This window comes from Simiduia agarivorans SA1 = DSM 21679, from assembly GCF_000305785.2.
Lineage (GTDB): Bacteria > Pseudomonadota > Gammaproteobacteria > Pseudomonadales > Cellvibrionaceae > Simiduia > Simiduia agarivorans.
Map to the genome: position 1 here is coordinate 3,665,903 of NC_018868.3, position 24,146 is coordinate 3,690,048.

General features: G+C 55.0%; 18 protein-coding genes. 10 read left to right on the forward strand and 8 right to left on the reverse strand.

Annotation, left to right across the window (positions count from 1 at the left end):
• Window positions 1-226: 226 nt before the first annotated feature.
• On the forward strand, window positions 227-919 hold the full coding sequence (locus M5M_RS16420) for a hypothetical protein (RefSeq protein WP_015048627.1): 693 nt from the start codon (window positions 227-229) through the stop codon (window positions 917-919).
• Between the two features lie 65 nt (window positions 920-984).
• Window positions 985-1,965 carry a surface lipoprotein assembly modifier gene (locus M5M_RS16425; protein WP_015048628.1) on the forward strand — a complete coding sequence of 327 codons (981 nt, stop codon included), beginning with the start codon at window positions 985-987 and terminating at the stop codon, window positions 1,963-1,965.
• A 76-nt stretch (window positions 1,966-2,041) separates the two neighbouring features.
• Here the strand turns inward: M5M_RS16425 and M5M_RS16430 are convergent, their stop codons facing one another.
• A complete protein-coding gene (locus M5M_RS16430; RefSeq protein WP_015048629.1) occupies window positions 2,042-3,406 on the reverse strand; it encodes a S8 family serine peptidase in 1,365 nt (454 codons plus the stop codon).
• A 152-nt stretch (window positions 3,407-3,558) separates the two neighbouring features.
• Between M5M_RS16430 and M5M_RS16435 the strand changes: the two genes are divergently transcribed.
• From M5M_RS16435 to M5M_RS16445, 3 genes are read left to right on the forward strand one after another with little or no spacing between them, the layout of a single operon-like run.
• Window positions 3,559-4,050 carry an RNA polymerase sigma factor gene (locus tag M5M_RS16435; protein WP_015048630.1) on the forward strand — a complete coding sequence of 164 codons (492 nt, stop codon included), beginning with the start codon at window positions 3,559-3,561 and terminating at the stop codon, window positions 4,048-4,050.
• Window positions 4,047-4,796 carry an anti-sigma factor gene (locus tag M5M_RS16440; RefSeq protein WP_015048631.1) on the forward strand — a complete coding sequence of 250 codons (750 nt, stop codon included), beginning with the start codon at window positions 4,047-4,049 and terminating at the stop codon, window positions 4,794-4,796. The genes M5M_RS16435 and M5M_RS16440 overlap by 4 nt, the downstream gene beginning before the upstream one ends.
• A gap of 9 nt (window positions 4,797-4,805) precedes the next feature.
• Window positions 4,806-5,312: a CC0125/CC1285 family lipoprotein gene (locus M5M_RS16445; RefSeq protein WP_015048632.1), complete on the forward strand. Its 507-nt coding sequence runs from the start codon at window positions 4,806-4,808 to the stop codon at window positions 5,310-5,312.
• A gap of 122 nt (window positions 5,313-5,434) precedes the next feature.
• Here M5M_RS16445 and yghU read toward each other — a convergent pair whose 3' ends face one another.
• Window positions 5,435-6,277, reverse strand: a complete 843-nt coding sequence (yghU, locus tag M5M_RS16450; protein ID WP_015048633.1) for a glutathione-dependent disulfide-bond oxidoreductase — start codon at window positions 6,275-6,277, stop codon at window positions 5,435-5,437.
• A gap of 494 nt (window positions 6,278-6,771) precedes the next feature.
• On the opposite strand from yghU, the gene M5M_RS16455 reads away from it, so the two are divergent.
• Window positions 6,772-9,930 carry a TonB-dependent receptor gene (locus M5M_RS16455; protein ID WP_015048634.1) on the forward strand — a complete coding sequence of 1,053 codons (3,159 nt, stop codon included), beginning with the start codon at window positions 6,772-6,774 and terminating at the stop codon, window positions 9,928-9,930.
• 232 nt (window positions 9,931-10,162) lie between these two features.
• On the opposite strand, the gene M5M_RS16460 is transcribed toward M5M_RS16455, so the two are convergent.
• The 3 genes from M5M_RS16460 to M5M_RS16470 form a co-directional block, all read right to left on the reverse strand.
• A complete protein-coding gene (locus M5M_RS16460; protein ID WP_015048635.1) occupies window positions 10,163-11,515 on the reverse strand; it encodes a phosphohexomutase domain-containing protein in 1,353 nt (450 codons plus the stop codon).
• Window positions 11,512-12,690, reverse strand: coding sequence for an AGE family epimerase/isomerase (locus M5M_RS16465; protein WP_015048636.1), 1,179 nt, complete (start codon window positions 12,688-12,690; stop codon window positions 11,512-11,514). The genes M5M_RS16460 and M5M_RS16465 overlap by 4 nt, the downstream gene beginning before the upstream one ends.
• A gap of 126 nt (window positions 12,691-12,816) precedes the next feature.
• Window positions 12,817-13,809 carry a LacI family DNA-binding transcriptional regulator gene (locus M5M_RS16470; RefSeq protein WP_015048637.1) on the reverse strand — a complete coding sequence of 331 codons (993 nt, stop codon included), beginning with the start codon at window positions 13,807-13,809 and terminating at the stop codon, window positions 12,817-12,819.
• Between the two features lie 243 nt (window positions 13,810-14,052).
• Here M5M_RS16470 and M5M_RS16475 point away from each other — a divergent pair, with 243 nt between their 5' ends.
• The 4 genes from M5M_RS16475 to M5M_RS16490 all read left to right on the forward strand — a co-directional run bounded on the left by M5M_RS16475 (window position 14,053) and on the right by M5M_RS16490 (window position 19,991).
• The gene (locus M5M_RS16475) at window positions 14,053-15,909 is read left to right on the forward strand and encodes a sodium:solute symporter family protein (RefSeq protein ID WP_015048638.1); all 1,857 of its coding nucleotides are present in this window, start codon (window positions 14,053-14,055) and stop codon (window positions 15,907-15,909) included.
• 86 nt (window positions 15,910-15,995) lie between these two features.
• Complete coding sequence (locus tag M5M_RS16480; RefSeq protein ID WP_015048639.1) at window positions 15,996-17,174, forward strand: glycoside hydrolase family 130 protein; 1,179 nt, start codon at window positions 15,996-15,998, stop codon at window positions 17,172-17,174.
• A 12-nt stretch (window positions 17,175-17,186) separates the two neighbouring features.
• Entirely contained in the window at window positions 17,187-18,395 is a 1,209-nt protein-coding gene (locus tag M5M_RS16485; RefSeq protein ID WP_211216993.1) for an AGE family epimerase/isomerase, read from the forward strand.
• Between the two features lie 15 nt (window positions 18,396-18,410).
• Window positions 18,411-19,991: a cellulase family glycosylhydrolase gene (locus M5M_RS16490; RefSeq protein WP_016389806.1), complete on the forward strand. Its 1,581-nt coding sequence runs from the start codon at window positions 18,411-18,413 to the stop codon at window positions 19,989-19,991.
• Window positions 19,992-20,008: 17 nt separating this feature from the next.
• Here the strand turns inward: M5M_RS16490 and M5M_RS16495 are convergent, their stop codons facing one another.
• The 3 genes from M5M_RS16495 to M5M_RS16505 form a co-directional block, all read right to left on the reverse strand.
• Window positions 20,009-21,235 (reverse strand): glycoside hydrolase 5 family protein, encoded by a 1,227-nt coding sequence (locus M5M_RS16495; RefSeq protein ID WP_244431040.1) that lies wholly within the window; start codon window positions 21,233-21,235, stop codon window positions 20,009-20,011.
• A gap of 101 nt (window positions 21,236-21,336) precedes the next feature.
• Entirely contained in the window at window positions 21,337-22,983 is a 1,647-nt protein-coding gene (gene pgi / locus M5M_RS16500; protein WP_015048644.1) for a glucose-6-phosphate isomerase, read from the reverse strand.
• Window positions 22,970-23,851: an ROK family protein gene (locus tag M5M_RS16505; protein ID WP_015048645.1), complete on the reverse strand. Its 882-nt coding sequence runs from the start codon at window positions 23,849-23,851 to the stop codon at window positions 22,970-22,972. The genes pgi and M5M_RS16505 overlap by 14 nt, the downstream gene beginning before the upstream one ends.
• Window positions 23,852-24,146 lie beyond the last annotated feature (295 nt).

Sequence of the window (24,146 nt, forward strand, 5' to 3'; positions counted from 1 at the left end):
CGTCCGGGCATTGTGCCTGGACGGCATTTTTGGGTTTGCAGCGGCGGATGTCATCTGATTAGGTGCGCCAATAGTTCGTTGCATCCCGGATAGTTTTTTTGGTTCCTCTTGCACATGTCTTAGGTGATCGCTTGCCATAACGCATTCACGTTTTTACCAGGTACCGGGAATAAATCTGCGGCTGAACCGTTAACTGAGTGAACCCCAACACAGAGGATCACTCAACATGTTCAAACCAACACTTCTTTTCATTGCTTGTACTGCCATTTCCGGTACCGCTTTCAGTCAACAAGTGGCGGTGGACGTCAGGACTCAGGGTGCTGCGTCAGTACAGGGCAATAGCGATTACACCCGTGCGCAGGCATCGGGCTCCGGGCAAGCTGAGGCGCGCGGCGAGCAGTCAGCAGGCGTCAGTGCAGAACGCAATGTCGCTGGCGGCACGCAGACTGAACAACAAGCGCTGGCGTCGCCGGATGCAGCCTCCGTGGCTGATGCGTCTTCGGACAGTGCAGCAGGTGTTGCAGCCAATGCCACGGTACTCGCCAACCAGTCTGTCGCCTCTACCCAGCGCGTGGGGCAAGCACTTCAAGGTCGGGTTTCTACCGGTGCGCAGACTGTAGCCGGTGTATCCCGCCAGACAACCGGTAATGCCGTTGCCGAGGCGCAAGGCGCAATAAATCAGGCTGAAGCCTTGGTCGACAGCCAGACTGTGCCCGCGCAGGTAAGCGTCGGTCTGGATCAATCACTCAGCACTGAACTGGATGCGGCCGTTGCGGAGCAGGTGAATACTGCCGTTGCATCGGCGGTAGACGGTGTGGTGGCGGCGACGGTCAATGATTCCGTTTCGGCGGCAGTGGATGCTGCAGTAGATGCCGCGGTCAATGCGTCGATTACCGATACCCTCAGCCAACAACTGTAACTGAAGCTGCGGCGCGCAAGCGCCGCAATTTTTGCGCCAGGCAGTTTTTTTGGGAGAGCACAATCATGAATACCAAGCAAAAGAAAGCCGCATTGTTCATGCGTCTGATCGCCGGGGCAATCGGTATGGGTTTAACAATGCCTTTGACCGCTGCGCCCACCCTGAACGGTTTTTTTGATATGGGTGGAGAATACGACAGCAATGTGGGTGTGAAGGAACTGGATCAGCTCAGTCGTGAAAGTGATTGGGCGGCCACGGCCAGCGCCGGCGCAACACTGGATTGGACCATCAGTCCAGGATGGACCTTTTCTGCCGGCGCGCAATACGACCACAAACACTATCGGACATTCAGTGCCTATGATCAGGCAGGGGTGCGCGGCCATGTGGATATGAGCTATCGGTTCAGCCCGCTAACCGTGGGCCTCAATCATCATGCAGTGGTTGTCCAGCTGGACCGCGAACCGTTTCTGACCTTGTCCCGCTCCGGTCTTTACGCCGGCAAAATGCTGACGTCCCACCTGTACCTGCGTGCCCAGGTGAGTCAGCAAACAAAGTCGATTGCCAGCCAGCCGGCGCGCGATGCCGAGGGGCTGGGATGGGCGCTGGAATCCTATTGGTTCAGCGACGATGCCAGCCGCTATTGGACCGCCGCCATTGCCGTGGAAGATGAGCAGGCCAATCGCCACGACTACAGTAATCAGGCGCTGAGTGTACGTCTCGGTTGGTCCAATCAGTTTTCTCTGTTGAATAAAAACAGCCAATTGCAACTGCAGTGGCGGTACCTGGACAGAGGCTATGACGGCCCGGGAATTTCACCGGAAGTGACGTCGCTGGGGCAATCCGCGTTGAATCCATCACAGGCAGCGATGCCGACGCCGGCAAACCGGTCGGATCTTGTGCAGCAGTGGGAAGCGAAATGGCGCTTGTCAGTGAATGATGTTTTGTCGTTGGGCACCCAGCTGGTGTACGCAGACCATCGCTCGAATCTGGCGACTGCCGATTACACCGAAACCACTGCATCTGTTACGGCGCGCCTGAGTTTCTAGGCATCCCACTCGCCCATCGTTTGTATACACCCGCTTGCCGCAGGTTCACCACCTGCGGATTTTTTTTTGCCGTGTTTCAGGGCAGCCAGCCCTCGCCAAATACCGTATCGCGTCCGGGCGCACCCAGATCTGTGGCCTGCGCACGCAGCGTGGAAAGCGCCGTCTCCAGGCGTTCACCGCGAGCCAAAAGACAGGCGAGGTGGGCGGCAATAACCGGTGCGGCCATAGACGTACCGGATTCGCGGCCAAGGGGGTTGGATTGTTGCGGATTGATCGCACGTGCAGTGATCACACTTACACCCGGTGCGGAAAAATCGACCTGATGTCCTTGGTTGGCCCAGCGATAAATAGCTTGCCGGGCGTCCACCGCCGTCACACCAATCACCGGCTCAAAGGCGGCGGGATACAAGGGTGGCGCTGCGGGCCCCTCGTTACCGACCGCAGCCACCAGCGCAATGCCTTGTGCGTGTATGAGTTCGATGGCGATGCCCAGTAATTTATTGGGCGGGCCGGCAAGGGACAGATTAATGACCCGGACCTCCTGACTGCTGAGCCAGTTGAGTGCCTGAATCAGGCTGTCGGTGGTGGCGCCCTGGGAAAAATCCGAGCGCTGGTAAAAGGCCGCCGCGGCAAACAGATGGCCGGCCCCTAACCGGGGTGTAAGGCCCTCGGCTTCACCCACAAGCACACCGGCGACTGCGGTGCCATGGGCATCGGGGGCAATCAGGTCGGCGGGCAGAAAATCGGCCCGGGTTATGCGCCTGTGGCTGAATGCCGGGTGCTCGACCTGAATACCGGTGTCTACCATGCCCACCTTGACCGGGTGGGGGCAGGGTGTGGCCAGCCTATCAATCGACCGGTTGCTTGCGGCAATATCTTCCGCTCCGCTCTGGCTGTCGTAGGTATGGTTGCGGTCGAGCATGGGGTGCAAGTGGGCCGGTAGCAGGGCCTGCAATGCACTGCGCTGATCCAGTGATTGGGTGACCCGGAAACGGACCAACTGCTTGCCCAACGCCGGCATGGGGGTGGCGGAAATCAGTGTGATGCCCGGTTGGTTGAGCGTGTTCAGTTCTTCACCGGTCAGCCACAGCAGCCACTCACCGGCAATGGCACGCCAGCCGTCGTCGGTGATGACTTCCTGCAGGACCATATCGCCCTGGGCATTGAGAATTGGCAGGGCGTCGGGCAGCGCCGCCAGCGGATTGCCCAGGCTGCGTTCAATCGGGTCCAATGCGGCCTCGCGCGCGGCAGCTTCCGCTGCCAGTGCCGCACGCCGGGCGGGCTCTGCGATGGGAGCCAGCTCGCGCTGGGCGTTTTGCACAGGATTTTCCAGCGCGCCGGTGATGGGTTCGGCGTTGATCAATTGAGCCTGCGCGCCGGTCAGGGGCAAGCCGGTGCTGCATATCAGGGCCAGTGCGATTGCGGTGCGTTTCGGGTTCATGGTCGTTATCCTTGGCGTCTTAGTCGGTGGCGTCCGGGCCGGGTCTGACCGCAGGGCGCCTGTAACGTTAACGTGCCCGGGCAAAAAAAATTCCCATCGGCGGGAATAAAACCCGGGCTGGCCCGTTATCCCTATGAAACCAGGGGAAACCTATGCAACAAGAGTTAACAGAATTATTACCCGGACTCAGGCGCTTTGCCTATTCCCTAACCGGGCAGATGGCGGATGCAGATGATCTGCTGCAAAGCACGGTAGAGAAGCTGCTCAGTAAGCCGGCGCCGGCGGGCGTCGAGCTGGCCAAATGGGCCTTCACCGTGTGTCGCAACCTGTGGATTGATGAATACCGGGCGCACAAGGTACGCCAAACCGCTGCCCTGGCACCGGAGCTATCGGAAGGGCAGGTTGTGGATGGCGAGCGTGCAATGGAGCACAAGATGACATTGGAGCGGGTCAACCGGGCGATGGCGAAACTGCCGGACGATCAGCGCTCCATCCTGGCACTGGTATGCCTGCAGGGTATGGCCTACAAAGACGTGGCGGAGGTGTTGAGCCTGCCCATCGGCACCGTTATGAGCCGGCTGGCACGAGCCCGCCAGGCGCTGGTGACACTATTGAATACACCCAACGAAGGGGTAACCGCATGAACATTACCGACGAAACCTTGTCCGCATTTCTGGATGCCGAACTGTCCGAAGCCGAGATGGAGGCTGTTCGCGCACGCATTGCGGAAGATGAGCAGTTGGCACTGCGGTTGGCAGAATTGGCGACAGTCGACAGCCTGGTGCGCGATACCTATAGCGCCATTGATCAACAACCCATGCCCGCTGCAATCGACCGCTTACTGGCACAATCGCCGGCCTCGCAACCGGCCGCCAGTGACGACAGTGCACCGGCCATTAAACCGGTTGCCAGACCTTTCAGCTTTCCGCGTTGGGCGCCTCAATGGGCCATGGCCGCGAGTATTGCGTTTGTTGCTGGTTTCGGGCTGAACCAATGGTTGTCAGGCGCGGCACCGGCGGCCGAATGGCGCTCGGTTGCGCAGGCGTTGGATACCACGCCCAGCGGCGCCCAGCAGGCTATTGCTGGCCACACGCTGACGCCCCGGGTCAGTTTTCAGAATGCCGAGAGTCAGGTCTGCCGGCAATATCAGCTGCAGTCTGCCCGCCAACAGGTGCAGGCCATCGCGTGCAAAATTGACGGCCAATGGCGCGAAGTGGCTGCCCTGCGCCAGCGGATTACAGCGGATCAAGGGCACTATCAATCCGCCAGTGGCGCCAGCGCAATCAACGCAATGGTAGATCAGATGGCCGTGGGTAATTTTTTCAGCGCGACGCAAGAAGCGCATGCAATCGAAACACAATGGGCGCGCCTGCCCGATAGCAATCAGTGAGGTGATGTCATGAACAAATTTATTGTTATTTCAATTGTTGCGTTGATGACCGTAGGGTGTGCCAGCAGTAATGGCTACAAGCAGGCCAAGGGCAATGGCTATGGGTACACCGATACGGCGTTGACCGAAAACCGCTACCGTATTAACTATAAAGCCAAAAGCCACCAATCGGCCAAAGCCAAAAACTATGCGCTGTTGCGCGCCGCGGAGTTGACCCTGGATCAGGGCTATGACTGGTTCGTTGTGGTGGATCGCGAAACCCGGGTGGAAAAAACCGAAGACCGTTTCAGCACCAGTATGCAAACCGGCCAAACGGTGACGAAAAGTTGCGGGTTACTGAGCTGCACAACCCAGGTTCATCCGAGCACTCAATACGGTGTGGGCATGTCCTCGGGCAACGGCGCGGATGAAGCCATCGCCAGCCTGGAAATCCGCATGGGTAAAGGTGTGAAACCCGCAAGTGGCGATGTCTACGATGCGATGGAGATCAAAGACAGTCTGGGTAAGCGGAAATAAAGGGCCATTTTCACGCTGAACAAGAAGATTTTTAGTCTGGCTTTCACGTGGCCCCTGCCGAAAATCAGGCAGGGGCTTTTTTATTCCTGTTGGTTGGTAACGTCTCTCAACCAAAATAATAACTAGTCCCCAAAATCAGCTGCACTGTGTCTTTCTTTCATTTGCAGCGGCTCGTGCCCCCACACCCGGTTCACCCGCCGGCCGCGGGCAACTGCCGGGCGGTCGTGCAGCAGTTTGGCCCAACGCGCTACGTGTGTGTATGACGCCACATCCAAAAACTCCGCTGCCTCATACAGCTTGCCCTCTACCAACACGCCGTACCAGGGGTAAATAGCCATGTCGGCGATGGTGTATTCGTTGCCACACATAAATGTATTGTTGGCCAAATGCTTATCCAGCACATCGAGCTGGCGTTTGACTTCCATGGCATAGCGGTTGATGGGGTACTCGAACTTTTCCGGTGCGTAAGCATAAAAGTGCCCGAAACCGCCGCCAAGAAACGGCGCGCTGCCCATTTGCCACATCAGCCAGGAGTAGCATTCGGCGCGCTGTGCCGGCGCCTTCGGAATAAACCGGTCAAATTTTTCTGCCAGGTACAACAGGATGGCGCCGGATTCGAACACGCGAATGGGCTCGCGCTGACTGCAGTCGAGCAACGCCGGAATTTTGGAGTTGGGATTGATGTCGGTAAAGCCGCTGCCAAACTGTTCACCGTCGCCGATATTGATCAACCAGGCGTCGTACTCCGCCGCCTCAATGCCCAGCGCCAGCAATTCTTCAAACAGAATGGTGACCTTCACGCCATTGGGGGTGGCCAGCGAATAGAGTTGGAACGGATGCTCGCCGCGGGGCAAGGCCTTGTCGTGCGTGGCGCCGGCGATGGGGCGATTGATATTGGCAAATTTACCACCGCTGGCCTGGTCCCAGGTCCAGACTTTGGGGGGCAGGTATTTCGTGTCTGTCATGGAGTGCTTCCTTTGGTTGAAACGGCATTAATGAGCGTTAGCCTACTTCAAGCAGTCGTTAATTACAGGTGGGGGCGGCGTGAGTCTTGAATCCGAGCACGTAGGATTGGCCTTAGGTTAAAGTCAGAATGACAGTAACCGGTTACAAAAAACATAAGCCTTGTACCGCTCAGGTGTGGCCAGACTATCCGCCGAATCCGCAAAGATTTGGTATGTGTCTTTTGTTGAGCGCTAGTTTGGGATTGTTGTTAACGTATTGATTTGTAAATATAAAATACTAGTATTTGTGATGGGTGGCGCGATTTCTTAATGTCTAAGTATGGCTTGCGAAGGTGTTCGCTTGGTGTCATTATAGCGTGGCCCTGACGGGTATTTTTTAAAAATAACGATGTAACCGGTTACACTTGTAGGCTGTATTGACAAGATCCAGCCTGGGGAAACCGTCGGTGCAGTGTTGAAACGAATAATAACGAAAGAGTACGGGGACAGATCTCATGCAAACACCCAATCGCATTCCCAAAGCCTGGTTGCCTATTGGACTTGCCAGTTCGCTGGTGATGAGCGCGATAGTGCCTCTGGCGCAGGCCCAGTCGGAATCCGCAGATAACGCCACCGAGCTGGAAGAAATGGTGATCTATGGTATCCGGCAATCACTCACCGATGCCGTCGACCAGAAGCGCAATTCGGCGGCCATTATGGATGCCATTTCCGCTGAGGATATTGGCAAGTTACCCGATGAGAACGCGGCGCGAGCGCTGCAGCGGGTAACGGGTGTGCAGATTTCAAACCGCGATGGCGAAGGCTCTGAGATCCAGGTGCGCGGTATGTCTCAGGTGAATATGGAGGTGAACGGCGTTTCGTATCTTGGTACGCCAAGTCAACCGGGCTTCCGTTCAACGGTTCGCCGCAATGCCACGCTGGAAGATATTCCCTCTGAACTGTTGGCCGGGCTCGAAGTGATCAAGTCGCCCTCCGCCGACCGGATCGAAGGTGCCATTGGCGGTACCGTCAACATGAAAACCCGTAAGCCATTGGATACCGAAGGTTTCCAGCTGGCGGGTTCTGCCAAGGGGGTGCACTCCGAACTCGCGGACGCCAACGACGGTCGCTATTCGTTTCTGATTGGCAATAACTGGGATGACCGCTTTGGCGTACTGGTGAATGTCACCAAGGGTGAATCCACCAGCCGCAATGACACCATCGACTACCGCAATTGGGATGGTCTTTCGTTTGAGAACTGGAATTCCAATGTGCCAAGCCTTGAGGCCTGGAACGAAAGTGTCTGGTGGGACAGCGCACAAGATCCGGCCAGCGTGTGTACACCTTTCTGTTGGCGTAATGTGGGTTGGGGCGAAGACCCTACCAATCCGGGTTCCGATGCCCCGGTACAAAACGGAGGCTGGATGCCAACGCTCATGTACCTCAATCCCGAAACCGGCAAGCTCGCGCAGGTGATTGCACCGCAGGAAGTTGAGCTGCAACAAAAAGAAATTGTCCGCGAGCGCACCGGTGTCAATATTTCGCTGCAAGCTAAGCCCTCGGATAACCTGAGCTTGTACGCTGACATTATCGGCAGCCAGTACGACGAAAAGCAGAGTGCCTCGATTCTCACCCTGGGCATTCGCGATATCGATTGGCCACACACGGGCGTGATACTGGATGAGAGCTTCGTGCCCTTTACGCTGGGGCAATACACCGAAGGCTCTGATGTTCCCTCTACGGCGTCAATCAAGCCCGGTGATCTGAATGGTGTGGATGGTGAAGTTACGCTACTGTCCGGCGGCTTTGCGCCCATCAGCTGGAACAACAATGGTAACGCGCACCGCTTGGGTGGGCAGGCTGCATTCCGCGAAGTGGAAAACCGCAACATCAGCTTGGGTGGAAGCTGGTGGCAGGATGATCTCACCGTGAGTGTGAACTACTCCAATGGCGCATCCAAATTCGACAGCATCTGGCTGCGCCAGGATCTGAAAGGCAGTTATGGCAATGTGAACTGTGCCTGGCGCGACCCGCGTCCGATGGACCCGGCCAGTGGTCAGCCGGTAGCTTGTGCACAGAATGTCAGCTGGGGTTATGACATTACCCAGGGTGATATCGGCTCTGTGATGATCAATCCGGCATTGACCGGAGTGAATCCTTCGGCTCCCAATGGCGGGGACTACCTTACCGATCCCTACAGCTATGCGATAGCATTTGTCAGTCTGTGGAAAGATGAATTCACTTCAAATCAGGATGCACTGGCACTGGATTTTGATTACAACCTGGATGAAGCCTTTGCCGGCCTGACACTGGATTCTGTTGAATACGGTTTGCGCATTGCGCGTCGCAGCAATGAGCGTGAAGTGGAGCGTGGCATGGGTACCCATTGGCGCTCCGAGTGCACCGATAATACCTGCGCGGTGGAAACCGACCAGCGTTTAGGCGTTGAAGATGCCAACTCCATTTACATTCAGCCGCCACAAATTCGCAATGCGGTAGCGGTGAATGACGGCAGCTTCCTGGATGGCGTTGCGGGTAGTGTACCGCGTCAGTGGATTGCCGGTGATCCTTCCGTTTACAACAACCCTTTGGCTGACCTTAACAACATCTGGGGAATCTACCCTGTGTCGGACAAGATCAACGACTACAAGGTGAGTGAAGACACCCAAGCTGGCTACCTCAAAGTCAACTTTGCCAATGGCGCTGAAAATGTGTCGGGTAACCTGGGTGTACGTGTGGTACGTACCTTTACGGATTCTACCAACTATTCGGTTAAATCCGGCGCAAGCTCTCGCTACCTGTTTGTACCTATCTACACAGGTGCAGACTATGAGGCGAATACACTGGAACGTTCTTACACAGACATTCTGCCAAGCCTGACCGTTAACTGGGATGTGACCGATGACCTGAAAGTGCGTTTCGCGGCATCGAAAGTCATGGCGCGGCCAGATCTCACTGATCTGACTTCGGGTATTTTCATTACCTCTATCACCTCGCGCACGGGCATCATTGGCAATCCGGATCTCGATCCCTATCGCGCCAATCAGCTGGACGGTTCGCTGGAATGGTATTTTGATGAAGGCTCATTGTTGTCTGTCACAGCGTTCTTTAAAGACATCAACAGCTTCATTACTTACGACTACTCTGAAACATTCATGGGCCCGGGCCGTACACCTGACGTGAACGGTGATATTCCCGACGTGGAATACTCTGCGCGCAAAGCGGTGAACGATGAAGGCCAGGTAAAGGGTGCGGAATTTTCCTATCAGCAACTGTACGGCGGCCTGTTTGATGGCTTCGGTACCGTGCTGAACTACACCTACGTAGACAGTGAAACACCCGACGGTTTACCGATTCCTCAGCTCTCCAAGCATTCGGCTAACGCGATTTTGTTTTTCGAGAAGCATGGCTTTGGTGCGCGTCTGGCCTACAACTGGCGCGATGACAGTTTGAGTGCCGCCGATGGATCAGGTGGTCGTTCAGAGTACCTCAAGGACTACGGTCAGTTAGACCTGTCACTGAGTTATGATTTGAGTGATAACCTCAAAATCACCTTTGAAGGCCTGAATCTGACCCAATCCAGCCTTAAATCCTATGTGGAAGTGGAGGAGCGGATTCTGCAATACCAGCAACTGGATCGCGTGTTCCAGCTAGGCATTATCGGCCGCTATTAACGCAGGCTTTGGAGTCCCGGCCTGCGCGCTATGCAAGGGCCGGTGTAAGATGCGATTTCCCTATGTTCTCCCTCGATGCAGTAGCTTTTTTCTCTCGCTATATGCACCGCTTATGCCCGGCAATGCCGGGCTTTTTTTACACCACTGGGCGCGGAATATTTGGAGTCGGATGGGACTCCGATTGCCGGCCTATTCAATCGGAAGGAAAAAAAATGGAAAGTGCGTGAATATGTCAGGTAAGTAGAGTCTTAAGCTCGCGCGTTTTTTCGGCCAGAAGTAAAGGGTTGTTGCGCGCTTCAACATTTAAACGTATCAATGGTTCGGTATTGGATTGGCGCAGGTTGAATCGCCAGCTGCCAAAGTCCATATCCAGCCCGTCCAACTCGCTTTCTTTAGGGTTCTGGTGCCGGTAATGTGCGCGCACTTGTTCAATCAGCGATTGGCTGTTGAGCACCTCAAGATTGATCTCGCCCGAGCAAGGAAACGCGGTTTGCCGTTCACTGATCAGTTGGCTCAATGTCTTACCGGTGCGGCAGAGCAATTCAGTGAGCAGCAGCCAGGGCAGGGTGCCGTTGTCGCAGTAGGCAAAGTCTTTGAAATAGTGATGGGCACTCATTTCGCCGCCGTAAACCGCGTCGGTTTCACGCATCTTCTGTTTGATGAACGCGTGCCCGGTTTTGCAGATGGCGCTGGTACCGTTATTCTGGCTCACCAGATCATGGGTATTCCAGTAGAGCCTTGGGTCGTGCACGATGGTGGCGCCGGGGTGACGCTGTAGCATCATTTCTGCCAGCAGCCCCACGATATAATAACCTTCAACAAACTGGCCTTGTTCATCAAAGAAAAAACAGCGGTCGAAATCACCGTCCCAGGCAATGCCCAGATCGGCCTTGCTTGCTAGCACGGCGTCTTGGGTGGCGGCCCGGTTTTCCGGCAATAAGGGATTGGGCACACCGGTGGGAAAATGGCCATCGGCATGGTGTTGTATGCGGATAAAATCAAACGGCAGATAGCGTGCAAGCCGATCAACCAGATCGCCGGCGCCGCCATGGCCGGGGTTTGTGACAATGCGCAATGGTTTGAGTTTCGAAACGTCTACCTGCTCCAGCAAAAACGCATCGTAGGCCTGGCGGAAATCAATTACATGAATCTGGCCCGGTTCTGCGCTGGGACGCAAGTCGCCCGAGGCAACCTGTTCCCGTAATTGAGTCAGTTGTTCACCCGTGATGGGGTGGGAATCCCGGGTGACGAGTTTCATGCCGTTGTAATCTTTCGGGTTGTGGCTGGCGGTGACGCAGATACCGCCGTCCACCGGTTGGCTGAAGCTTGCGTAATACACTTCTTCCGTGCCGCATTGCCCAATGTGCCAGGCGTCGCAGCCGGCAGCGCAAATGCCTTCGGCCAATGCTTGTGCCAGTACCGGGCTGGTGAGCCGGATATCGTGACCCACGATCAAACGTTTGGCGTTAAGTTGGGATGCATAAGCAAAACCGATGCGCCAGGCCAGTGATTCGTTCAGTTCTTCAGGTACACGCCCCCGGATGTCATAGGTTTTGAAACCACTGGTGGGGTAATGGGCATTCATCGCTGCTGGTCCTGATAGTCGATGGCTTCGGTTGCGGCAACCAGCAAATGGTACAAGGTGCTGGCCGGCGCCTTGGTATTGATTACCTGATTGTTGGCATCCAGTTGGTCGCAGTAGCTGCCGTCAACGCGCGTCGAGAAATAAAATTCAAACAAGGCACTGATGGCATTTGCCGCCACCAGCTCGGCCGCCGCTTTGCTGCTGGCGTCGGAATGTGACGCCGCTTCCGCCAGGCTGGCTTTGATAAGCTCTGTCATTGGCCACAATCGCTTGCTGGCTTTTTGCACTTTGCCATTGGTATCCAATTCATCGAAAAGCAAGCCGCTGTGTTTTTCTTGTCCGAGTTCCAGTGCGGTGCGGTACAGCGAACGGGTGTAGTGTGTCACCGGCGTGCCAGAGAGTTGGCCGTACTGGTGCAGCAACCACACCCATTCCAGCATGTGGCCGGGTTCTACTGCTTGCCCCTCAGCGACTGGCCGCCAGTCGGGATGAAAATATTCCAGCAGGAAATGTTTTTCCGGGTCGTAAAAGCGCGTCTCGAACAGGGTAAATATGGAGCCGGCCCTTGCCAGCCACCTGCTGTCGGCACTGGCCTGAAAAAGCGCCATATAGGCCTCGAACAGGTGCATGTGCGGGTTCTGCCGGCGCACCTTGGCCGGGTAATCGCCCTCGCGCCAGCCACCAAAATCGCCTTTTATGTGGGTATCCAGATAGCGTTGGATGCGATTGGCCCGCGCCAGTGCCTGACTGTCGCCAAAGGCGCGATAGCGCCAGGCACAGGCGAGCAAGTAAAAGGCGAGATCGTAGGTGTCCAATCGGTTGTCCAGCGGTTGATCCTCGGCAGTCAGCTGATGCACATACAGATCCATGGCATCGGCATGTTGTGCATTGGGGTGACGGGCCTTGGCGTCCAGCCAGCGCTGGATTTGCCCGACCCTGACGCCCGCTTCGGCCAGCCAGCCGCGGTTGGCGGCCACAGAAAACACAAAACTCTGCCGGTATTGCACCCGGATGCGCTTGGGGCATTGGGCATCGGGCGCGCCGCTCGCATCCAGTTGTTCAAAGGCGCTGCCGTGCAGCTGGTCGAAACCCTGCGAAGACCAGAGTGGTAATGCCTGGCGGACCATCCAATCCGCCAGGCGTTCGGTGGCCTGTGAAAGCGCGTGTACAGACATAAAGTAACCGGTTACAAATTATTGGGTTTAATCGCATTGCTGGTGCGACCTGATTACGCTGCAATGTAACCGGTTACATTTTCGAAGTAAAGAGGGCGCTCGGGATCTGTCTGCAATCTGCGCGTATCAGCGCCGATTGGGTGTGGATTTACGCACCACAAACTCGTAGGGCAGGACGATTTCGCTGTTTTGCAGTTCACGGCCTTCAATCAGGGTCAGCAGGGACTGAAAGGCCGTTTTGCCCAGTTCTTCCGCCGGTTGGGCCACGGTAGTGAGCGCGGGGTCGCTGTAGCGGGCAAATTCAATGTCGTCAAAACCGGTGATAGACATGTCCTCCGGCACCCGTATTCCGGCAGTGCGCAGGCCCTGAATGGCGCCAATGGCCATTTCGTCGTTCATGGAAAAAATTGCTGAAGGGCGCTCTTTCATGCGCGCGAAATGGCTGGCGGCTACCACGCCGGAGCGCAGAGTGAAGTCGCCGTAGACCACCAGATTTTTGTCGAAAGGTATACCGGCCGCTTCAAGTGCCTGCATGTAGCCCTTGTAGCGGTCGATGGTGTGGGGGTTGTCGGCCTTGCCGGCAATCACGCCAATACGGGTGTGGCCCTGACCAATCAGATACTCCATCACCGCCTGGGCGGCACCGGCGTTATCGATGCGCACCGAGGCATAAGGCGTGTTTTCACAGCCACAGGCATTGACCATGGGGATGTGCGGGTTGGGTTCGAGCGACACGCCAGGAATGTGGGGGCGCAATTGCAAAACCCCGTCAGATTGACGGGTTTCCACCAGATTCACATAGTCCTTTTCGCGCTTGACGGAATCGCGGGTATCGCCCAGCAATACGGCGTAGCCTGCCTGCTGCGCAGCATCCTCAATGCCCCGGATTACGGTGGAGAAGAACAGGTTGGCGATATTCGGCACCAGTACCACAATGGAATAGGAGCGCACGGCGCGGAAATTGCGGGCCATCATATTGGGCCGGTAATTTACCTTGGCGATAGCGGCCTGGACTTTCTCCAGTGCGGCTTTGGATACCTTGTCGGGGGTACTGAGTGCGCGCGACACAGTGGCAATCGATACCCCTGCAATGCGGGCAACTTCGCGGATACTGGACATAAGTGAGCCACTCCGATGGCAAATCCTGTGGAAACGGTTACAGGGCGCAATTTACCTCATACGGGAAATTGGTACTAGCCAAACGAATTGTAACCGGTTACATTATTAAAAAGCACCTGACTCAGTAGGCATAATCTGCTTTGTGGGTGATGTATCTATGAAGGTTCCAGCGTGGCTGGCAACAGAATAATCAATCCGGCGGGTCGATTCAGAGGGGCACCCCGGTAACAACAGGATCAGCCAATGCAGCTCGCTGTCATCGACATCATTATCATCGGCTTATACATGGCCCTGTCTGTGGGGATTGGTGTATGGCTGAGCCGCAAGGCATCGCAGAATATCCGTACCTATTTTCTGGGTGGCAACCAGCTGCCCTGGTATTACCTGGGGTTGAGTAACGCCTCTGGTCAGTTCGACGTGGGCGGCACCATGTGGATGATTTATTTGTTATTCATCTACGGCTTAAAGAGCGTTTATATTCCCTGGTTGTGGCCTGCGTTCAACCAGATATTCCTGATGGTTTTCCTGTCGCTCTGGCTGCGTCGCTCCAATGTGATGACCGGCGCCGAATGGATCAGTTTCCGGTTTGGTAACAGTCGCGGCGCTGAATTTGCGCATCAGGTGATTGTGGTATTTGCGTTGTTGGTGGTGCTGGGGTACCTCGCCTATAGTTTTGTGGGCGCTGGCAAGTTTGCGGCCGGTATCATGCCCTGGCAGTTGAGTGCAGACCCGCACACCAATGAAATTTTCTATGGTCTCATCTTAACGGCGATCACCACCGTTTACGTGGTGAAAGGTGGCATGTTTGGCGTGGTGCTCACCGAAGTGGTGCAGTTTTTCATCATGACGGTTGCCTGTATCGCCATCGGGGTTATCGCCATGATGCAGGTGTCGCCCGAGATGCTCAGTGCAGCGGTGCCTGAAGGTTGGAGCAGTATGGCGGTCACCCATACGCTGGATCTGGATTGGAGCGGCATTCTTGATTCTGCCAATCAGAAAATTATCAACGACGGCTGGTCGCTGTTCTCTGTATTTTTCATGCTGGTATTGCTCAAAGGGATTCTTCAATCCTTAGCGGGGCCGGCGCCGAACTATGATATGCAGCGTATTTTGTCGGCCCGCACTCCAGTGGAGGCCGCCAAAATGAGCGGCGTGGTGAGCCTCGTGCTGTTGTTTCCCCGCTATATGATGATCACCGGCCTGACGGTATTGGCGCTGGTATTTTTTGCCGAAGACCTGCGTGCCATGGGGCCGGATGTGGACTTTGAAGCGATACTGCCGTTCGCACTGGCTAACTATGTACCGGCGGGTTTGTTGGGCCTGGTGTTGGCGGGTTTGCTGGCCACCTTTATGTCTACCTTTGCTGCTACCGTAAACGCCGCGCCTGCCTACGTGGTGAACGATGTGTACAAGCGCTACATCAATCCCGATGCCAGCCAGAAAACCTACGTGCGCCTGAGTTATGCGGTGAGCTTGTTTTTTGTAGTGTTGGGTACGGTGATCGGATTATTCGTCCCTTCGCTCAACGATTTTATTTTGTGGATGGTAAGTGCGCTCTATGGCGGTTACACCGCGGCCAACATTCTCAAATGGTATTGGTGGCGCTTTAACGGTGTGGGCTATTGCCTGGGCATGCTCGCCGGCATTGTGGCGGCTATTCCGCTGATGTTTACCGATGTGTCGCCGCTGTATGCCTTCCCGTTTCTGTTTGCTTTCTGTTTGTTGGCCAGTGTATTGGCCGCGCTTCTATCCAAACCCGACGATATGGACGTGCTCAAACAGTTTTACCTTAAAACCCGCCCCTGGGGGTTCTGGGCGCCGGTGCATACCGCGCTGGAACAAGAGCAACCCGGCATTCGCCGCAACACCGATTTCGTTCGCGACATGGTGAATTGTGCGGTGGGATTGGTGTGGCACACGGCACTGACCGCCGCCCCCATTTTCCTGGTGATTAAACATTGGCCGGAGTTTTTCGTAGCAGTGGCGGTGATTGCGTGTGCCACCATTTATCTATACCTGAACTGGTATCGCCACCTGAAAAATACGCCGGAGGATGCGCCTGCTGAGCAGAATGATGTTGCGCTTTCTGCGGCCAGATAATTTTTTAGTTGAGTTGTAACCGGTTACTGCGTGGCGGTTTCAAGTCGAAATAAAACAAAACCTGATATTGAATGAGTAGTTTTGCCATGTCTGATTTTAAACACCGTGCGCGTGCATTGATCGCGCAGCAAGATTCCCTGTTGAAACGGGGTAACGAACCTATGCCTGTAAGCAACGGCGTGTATCAGCGGTGGCAACGGCCGGTCATCACGCGGGATCATGTGCCGGTGTCCTGGCGCTACGATTTTAATCCAGCCACCAATCCCTTCCTGATGGAACGTCAGGGCATCAACGCCACGCTGAATGCCGGCGCGATTTTTTTCAACGGCAAATACTGCGTGGTTGTACGTGTGGAAGGCGATGATCGCAAATCATTTTTTGCTGTGGCCGAAAGCGATAACGGAGTGGATAACTTCCGCTTCCATGACAAACCTATCGTTATGCCCGAAACCGGCCGGCCCGACACCAACGTCTACGACATGCGTCTGACCGCTCATGAAGATGGTTGGATATACGGGCTTTTCTGCACCGAGCGAAAAGACCTGGATAAACCCAACGATACCTCCGCGGCTGAAGCTCAGTGTGGCATCGCGAGAACCAAAGACCTGGTCACCTGGGAGCGCTTGCCTGATCTGGTCACCTACTCCGGTCAGCAACGGAACGTGGTGCTGCACCCGGAATTTGTCGATGGTCAATATGCACTTTATACCCGCCCTCAGGATGGCTTTATTTCTGTGGGCGCCGGCGGGGGAATCGGCTGGGGGCTGACTCCCACCATGGATGGCGCGGAAGTCAAGAAAGAAACCATTGTGGATGGCAAGGTTTATCACACCATCAAAGAAGTTAAAAACGGTCAGGGCCCTGCGCCCATTAAAACGGAGGCCGGCTGGCTGCATCTGGCCCATGGTGTACGCAATACCGCCGCCGGTTTGCGCTATGTGCTCTACGCGTTCATGACTGACCTGAATGAACCCTGGAAAGTGATTCACCGCCCGGCGGGTCATCTGATTGCACCCGAGGGAAAGGAGCGCGTCGGTGACGTATCAAACGTGGTGTTTTCCAACGGGTGGATTGCGCGCGACGATGGCCAGGTGTTCATTTATTACGCCTCTTCCGACACCCGGTTACACGTAGCCACCAGCAGCGTGGCTCAGCTGATAGATTACTGTAGGAATACCCCTGAAGATGGGTTGCGCTCAGCTACCAGTGTGCAGGCGCGGTTGGCGCTGATTGAAGCCAACCAGTCTTGTATGGCTGATTTGTAAGTGGCTATCACTGTGAGCAATAGTGCGAAAGAATTGTCGATGGCGTGTGAACAGGAGTTGGAAAATATCCTTGCCTGGTGGCGTACCCATACGCTGGATTCAGAGGGCTTTGTGGCAGAGCTGGATAATAATGGCCAGCGCAATGTGCACGCGGAAAAAGGCATTATCCTCAATACCCGTATCCTGTGGTTTTTCAGCGAGCTGGCCATTCAGAGGCCGGCGCTTGAATGCGGCGATCTGGCGGATCGGGCCTTTGACTATCTGACCGACCACTTTTTCGATGAAGAATACGGTGGGCTTTTCTGGAGCCTGGATGCGGCCGGTCAGATGTGTGGCGACAAAAAGCAGACTTACGCACAGGCATTTGGCATCTATGCACTAAGCGCCTATTACCGTTTGACGAAAAAACCTGAGGCATTGGCGTTTGCAATGGATCTGTTTCGGCTGATTGAGCAGCATTGTCTGGATCGGGCGAGTGGCGGCTATGTGGAAGCCAAAAGCCGCCAATGGGAACCATTGGTTGATGTGCGCCTGTCGGCCAAAGATGACAATGCGCCGAAAACCATGAACAATCACCTGCATGTTTTAGAAGCTTATACCGGTCTCTACCTCGCCAACCCCACCCGGGAAACCGAACAGGCGCTGCGCAACAATATTCTGTGGATGTGCGAACGCATCGCCGATGCTGATACCGGCCATCTTAAGCTGTTTCTCGATATGCAGTGGAATGATCACTCCTCATGTTATTCCTATGGCCACGACATTGAAGCCAGCTGGTTGATATGTGAGGCGTTGGAAGTGTTGGGCGATGAGGTGCTGCTTAACCGATTCAGCCCGTTGGTGGTGAATTTAGCGAAGACCTGTTTGGCCGAGGGTATTGGTGAGCATGGTCAGGTGCTGGATAAATTCGATAAAACCAGCGGTGAGCGACATCCCGAATCTGAATGGTGGGTGCAGGCCGAAGCGATGGTGGGCTTTGTGAATGCCTGGCAGCTCACCGGCGACGAAAAATTTCTTAGGGCCACCGAAGCGGTCTGGGTTTATATCCAACAGTATCAATTGGATAAAAACCTGGGGGAGTGGTTCTGGTACTCAACCCTGGATCAGGCGCGCGGACATCAACATTATAAAATGGGCTTCTGGAAAGCACCCTATCACAATGGCCGGGCTATGCTGGAAGTAGCTAATCGACTCAGCGCTGCTTGCCAGAAATCAGAATAATAAGGAATAGAGAATATGAAGCACATAGGCCCACATTTGTTCTGTCTGGGGTTGCTGATGCTGCTTGGCTGCGGCGAAAAACCGGCGCCTGCCGTGGAAGCGGCACCTGCTGCGGCTGAGCTGACCGGGGCAACATCGGGATTTGATACGTTTATCCAGCGTAAAGAACACCAGCTTTTTGACGGAGAAAAACCGTTTCGCTTTTTTGGTTTGCACGCCACCGAGTTGCACAGAATTGAAGATGATGTCCGCTCAAAGGCGAGTCAGATAGGCAAGTCGGATCATTTCAAATGGCCTACTGCCCGTGAGCAGGAAAACTGGGTGAAATCGCTGGTATGGAGCGGCCATACCGCTACCCGCATTTACGCCTTGAGCATTGACGATATCAGCCTTGCGCCTGATGTGCGCAAAAATATGCCTGCGCACGTGCTGTGGGATCAGGAAAGCCAGCGCCTGGTATTGAACGAGGACGGCATGCAGGTGCTGGATCGATTGGTCTATCTGGCGGATCTACACGGATTGAGATTGATCATTCCATTTGTTGATCACTGGAGCTGGTGGGGCGGAAAGCGGGAGCTGGCGTTGATGGCAGGCGAACCGGATATGGACGATAAAGTGACCGGGCCCATTTATGATATTAACAGTCAAACCTATGCGCTGTATCAGGATCTGATACGGCAGGTTATTGGCCGTACGAACACGCTTACCGGCCGAAAATATTCTGAAGAAAAGGCTATTATGGCGTGGGAAACCGGTAACGAATTACGGGGTACCAATGCTGAGTTTCTCGCCCAGACTGCTGCGCTGATTAAATCTTTGGCGCCGCATCAGCTGATTGTGGATGGTGATCAGCAGGCGGATTCCATCAACTTGCCTGATGAAGCCGTAGCGGTGGGCTCCGAATTTCTAGGCCTTGTCGATCCCAACGTGGATATCATGTCCAATCATTTTTACGGGGATTACATGTCGGCAGATGTAGTAACCCGTCAGGCCGATCTGGCAAAACAATACGGCAAGGTATTTTTTGTTGGGGAATACGGTTTGCAGCCCATGGAAACCATCCGCCAGGTCACAGACGCCATCGTCGCTCACGAAGCCATTGGCGGTGCATTGATCTGGGGCTATCGTGGCCACCGTGAAGCGGGCGGCTTTTATTGGCACAAAGAAGGCGACAGCGGGCACCTGAGTTACCATCTGCCGGGCTTTGCCGTAAATGCTGCAAACCAGGAGCAAGCTGTGGTTGAATTGATCCGTCAGGTGCAGGCCGGATTTGCCACCAATGAGCAACAGCGTCGCTTTGCCACCGAATGGCCCGATCCGGAAGCCCCATTGTTGCATCCCATTGGTCCGCAAGGACAAATAAACTGGATGGGCTCACCCATGGTACTGCGCTATAACCTGTACAAGGCCAACGCCAGAACTGAGTGGCATTTGTATCAGGCGGACCTGACCGATGGCAGCAACGGTTGGGACCCGGCCATAATGAATTTGTATCAGGACAGCAATTGCCAGACGGGCGATCAATACCGGTTGACCGCGGTCAACCCAGCGGGCGAGTCGATTGGGTCTGAGATACGGATTGCGAGCTGTAACTGACGCCACGAAACAGCGCCTCAGGGCGCCGTTTTTATTGGGCCAATCCTTATCCTATCCGCATGTCGCCTGATAATGCTGAGCGTAGTGCTGTCACTATCAAACACCCCATTCAAACCCTGCGGTTCCTGCGGCGGGTCACCCAGATAATCATCCCCGGGTGCCCAGAGCTCCGGATTGGCGCCCGCTCGCCCGGCTCCTGCGAAGGCCCAGAAGTTCGTACCCGCAAAAGCCTTGCCGGTATTTTCTTCAATGAATTCGAACACGGTACGGTAGTAGTCATCTCGGTATAGGGTGCTGGTTTCCGGCGCGAGTTCGCCTTCATCGCGTTCGGCGCCAAATTCTTCCAGCACCAAGGGTTTGCCGAGTTGCATAGCCATGGCGTTGTGCTCGCGCAAATAGTTCAACGCGTTGGTCTTGGCCGTTTCGATGGTGGTCTCGGCGTTGTGAATATCAAACCAGCCCCAGTTTTTAATCCAGAGGTGTACGGTCATGTAATCCACGTAGGGACTCTGGTGTGCGCGCAGGTAGGTGTCTTTTGATTCCTGGCTGCCCTTGATCCCTTCACTGCCGGTGCTCACAAGTTGGTTGGGCGCGAGCGATTTAATCAGGCGGGCGCTGGTGTCGATCCATGCCACGTAAGCGTCCGCACGCGACTGGCTGTATTCATTGCCGCCGGGCCTGGGTTCATTGGCGAGCTGCCAGCTCATGATGGTAGGGTCATCTTTATAGGCAATACCATTCACGCTGTTCACGCGGTTGACCAGCTGCCGGATGACGGATTGGTAATGAGCCTGGCAGCCACTACAGGTGTAAAAGTCGGCGCTGGATTCCATATAGTCATCCCAACGGCCGGTGGTGTCCGGGTCGAGCAGTGGCGTACCGGAAAACCACTGATTGTATTGGGTCATGCCGCCCGACCATTGCCAGAAATTGGTGAGAAACAGAACCACTTTCATGTCGCGTTTGCCGGCCTCTGCCAGAAATCTATCCAGTCCTTTTACCAGAGTGGCGTCCAGCGTGCCCTCGGCGTCCAGCATCGCAGGCGTGACCGCGCGCGTCAGTTCGCTTTTTTCACTTACCGCCAACACCCGCAGATTGGTGATTTTGTGCGCTGCCAGAAAATCGAGCTCAGCCGATAGGCGGGCAGGGTCTTCAGCACCCACATAGGCGCCATACCAATAGTTGGTTCCTGCGAAACGGTAAGGTTGGTCATCCAGTAAAAATTGAGTGCCTTCGACTTTCACAAAGTGGGATACCGCCTCCGGAGTCGGTGGGGATGTGGTACCCGGTTCGCTGCATGCCAAAACATGTAAAACAACTAAGGGGGTGAACAGCATTTTTTTTATCATTGGTGTGCATCCTTGTAGCGTTGGATCAGTGCATTGGTGGAAGGGTCGAACGCTGTTGCGGCATCGGTCGTCAATACGGGGAGTATTTCATTGCACAGCTGCTTGCCCAGCTCAACGCCCCATTGATCAAAGGCATTGATATTCCAGATAGCACTCTGCACAAATACCTTATGCTCATAGAGAGCAATAAGGGCGCCCAGATTTTCCGGCGTCAAACAGTGCATGGTGATGGTGGTGGAGGGGCGGTTGCCAGGCATCATTTTGTGTGGCGCGAGGGCGCAGGCCTCTGCATCCGGTATGCCCATTTGCCTGAACTCCTGCTCTGCCTGCACGCGTGACTTGCCCAGCATCAAAGCACGTGATTGGCTCAGACAATTGGCTACCAGTTGTGCTTGATGGTGTTTCAGCGTTTCAGTATCTATCGCAGAAACGGCAGGTGTGGTTAGTGGCAGAATAAAGTCGACGGGTACGATGCGTGTACCTTGGTGTAACAATTGGTGAAATGAGTGCTGACCGTTGGTGCCTACTTCGCCCCAGATTATCGGGCCGGTATGGCCGCTACTGGCTGTGCCCTGCAGTGCAACAGTTTTTCCATTGGATTCCATATCCAGCTGCTGAATATATTTGGTGAAACTGCCGAGATAGTGGCTGTAAGGCAGAATCGCATGGGTATCACAATGCCAATAGTTGATGTAGAAGATGCCGAGCACGGCCATGATTACCGGCATATTTTCTAACAGCGGGGCGCTTGCAAAATGTTGGTCCATTGCCTCTGCGCCTGCGAGCAGTTGCTCGAATACGGGCATGCCACAGGCCAGCGCAATGGGCAATCCAATCGCAGACCAGAGTGAATAGCGGCCGCCCACCCAATCCCATAGAGGAAAGATATTATCTGGTGTTATGCCAAAGTCGACCGCTCGCGCCACGGCGGAAGACACAGCAACAAAATGTTTCGCTGTGGCGTCCTCTGTGCCGGCGGCTGCCAACAACCAGCGGCGTGCAGTGCGGGCGTTTGTGAGTGTTTCTGCGGTGGTAAAGGTTTTGGAAGCCACCACGAACAGGGTAGTGGCCGGATTCAGCTTATCCAGTGTTTGCGCCAGATCTGCGCCATCTACATTGGATACAAAATGTAAATTTACCTGAGTCTGATAGGGCGCCAGTGCTTCGGTAACCATTTGTGGTCCAAGATCGGAACCGCCAATGCCGATATTGACTACGTCGGTGATGGACAGATGACTGAACCCGCGCCATTGTCCTGAATGTATAGCGTCTACAAATGTCGCCATGCGATCCAAGGTGTTCGACACATCGGTTTGCAAGTGGCCCAGTGTAGGGTGCGCATGTCGTGCGCGAAGTATGCTGTGAAGTACCTGGCGCTGTTCTGTGTGGTTGATCACTTCACCGTTGAACATGGCATCTCGTTTTGTGATCAGATCTGCCGATTCAGCCAATTGGATCAGTACATTGAGCGCATTGGCATCTACCCGGTGCTTAGAAAAGTCGGCATGCAGTCCTGCAGCCTGGCAGTTGAATGCTTGTACGCGATTGGGATCGTGGTCGAACAATTGAGTGGTTGGCACCTGTGCCAATCGCAATTGGTGTTGCACGAGCGCGTGATGAACGGGGCTATCAGGTGTAAACATGAACATTTTCCAAGGGGTGAACCAGTGCAAGAGCGCCGAGAAGGCCGGCTTCATTTTTCAATGCACTGACTAAAAGGTTTTGCTCAGTAAGGCTCTGAGCGTAATTGCGCGCTTGGCTCTCGAAGGCATTGGTGATCATTGGGAGAAGATGTGGTGCCCGCATCACACCGCCGCCGAGAATGATCCGGTCGGGTTGGTAACACAGCATCAGTGAATGACAAAGTTGCGCCAGATAGTCTGCTGCCAGTTCCCATAGTGGCGCGGTGGCTGCGAGTTCGGTGAGTGGCACCGGCACGCGCCGGCTGAGCGCGGGTCCGCTGGCCAGACCTTCTGCGCAGTGGCTATGGTAAGGGCATGCACTGGCTACATTGTCCTGCGTGTTTCTGATCAGTGGCAGGTGCCCGGGCTCTGGATGGTGCTTGCCGGTCAACGGTTTACCCGCAATGAAAGTTCCCACACCAATGCCGGTACCTACGGTGACATAGCAAAAGTTATCGCAACCCCGGGCGGCGCCGAAACGCTGTTCGGCCATCGCCGCGGCCAGCACATCGGTAGTGGCGACCACGTCAGTATTCAGCGCATCTGCCAGCCGGCGGGCAAAGGGGAATTGGCTCCAATGGGGCTTGCTGGTATTGAGCAGCCGGCCGTAGTGCAGCGAGGTGGGATCAATGTCCAGCGGCCCGAAGCTTGCCAGGCCCAGGCTGTTGACCGGGTGCTGGCTGAAAAAACCGATCAGTTCGGCAAGATTCTGTTCTGGCTCGGCAGTGGAAAATTTATCTCTGGCCAACCAGCGCCCGTCCTCGCCGGTGACGCCACACAGAATTTTGGTGCCCCCCGCCTCAATGGCGCCGTAACGTGCAGGCTTCATGGCGCTTCCCTGATGTCTTTCGTAAGATCACAAAATGTAACCGGTTACAGATTGCAATTCAAGATTTTACTGTCATTGCCCTGCCAGCTTGTGAAATAAGACAATTTAACCGCTTGCATCCTGTGAGAAATTCCATTAGCCTGCATGTAACCGGTTACAGAGATCACCCATCATGGTTGTGGCAGATCGAATAACCCATTTTTTTGCTCACCAACTGTAACCGGTTACATAAAGCCTTCTCCGACAAGGTGTTGGCGCTCTCAATGATGTGCTTGTGCCCTGGAACCATCTCGGT

Coding starts and splice junctions, on each gene's coding strand:
- M5M_RS16420 (WP_015048627.1), top strand. CDS start 227: ATGTTCAAACCAACACTTCTTTTCATTGCTTGTACTGCCATTTCCGGT.
- M5M_RS16425 (WP_015048628.1), top strand. CDS start 985: ATGAATACCAAGCAAAAGAAAGCCGCATTGTTCATGCGTCTGATCGCC.
- M5M_RS16430 (WP_015048629.1), bottom strand. CDS start 3,406: ATGAACCCGAAACGCACCGCAATCGCACTGGCCCTGATATGCAGCACC.
- M5M_RS16435 (WP_015048630.1), top strand. CDS start 3,559: ATGCAACAAGAGTTAACAGAATTATTACCCGGACTCAGGCGCTTTGCC.
- M5M_RS16440 (WP_015048631.1), top strand. CDS start 4,047: ATGAACATTACCGACGAAACCTTGTCCGCATTTCTGGATGCCGAACTG.
- M5M_RS16445 (WP_015048632.1), top strand. CDS start 4,806: ATGAACAAATTTATTGTTATTTCAATTGTTGCGTTGATGACCGTAGGG.
- yghU (WP_015048633.1), bottom strand. CDS start 6,277: ATGACAGACACGAAATACCTGCCCCCCAAAGTCTGGACCTGGGACCAG.
- M5M_RS16455 (WP_015048634.1), top strand. CDS start 6,772: ATGCAAACACCCAATCGCATTCCCAAAGCCTGGTTGCCTATTGGACTT.
- M5M_RS16460 (WP_015048635.1), bottom strand. CDS start 11,515: ATGAATGCCCATTACCCCACCAGTGGTTTCAAAACCTATGACATCCGG.
- M5M_RS16465 (WP_015048636.1), bottom strand. CDS start 12,690: ATGTCTGTACACGCGCTTTCACAGGCCACCGAACGCCTGGCGGATTGG.
- M5M_RS16470 (WP_015048637.1), bottom strand. CDS start 13,809: ATGTCCAGTATCCGCGAAGTTGCCCGCATTGCAGGGGTATCGATTGCC.
- M5M_RS16475 (WP_015048638.1), top strand. CDS start 14,053: ATGCAGCTCGCTGTCATCGACATCATTATCATCGGCTTATACATGGCC.
- M5M_RS16480 (WP_015048639.1), top strand. CDS start 15,996: ATGTCTGATTTTAAACACCGTGCGCGTGCATTGATCGCGCAGCAAGAT.
- M5M_RS16490 (WP_016389806.1), top strand. CDS start 18,411: ATGAAGCACATAGGCCCACATTTGTTCTGTCTGGGGTTGCTGATGCTG.
- pgi (WP_015048644.1), bottom strand. CDS start 22,983: ATGTTTACACCTGATAGCCCCGTTCATCACGCGCTCGTGCAACACCAA.
- M5M_RS16505 (WP_015048645.1), bottom strand. CDS start 23,851: ATGAAGCCTGCACGTTACGGCGCCATTGAGGCGGGGGGCACCAAAATT.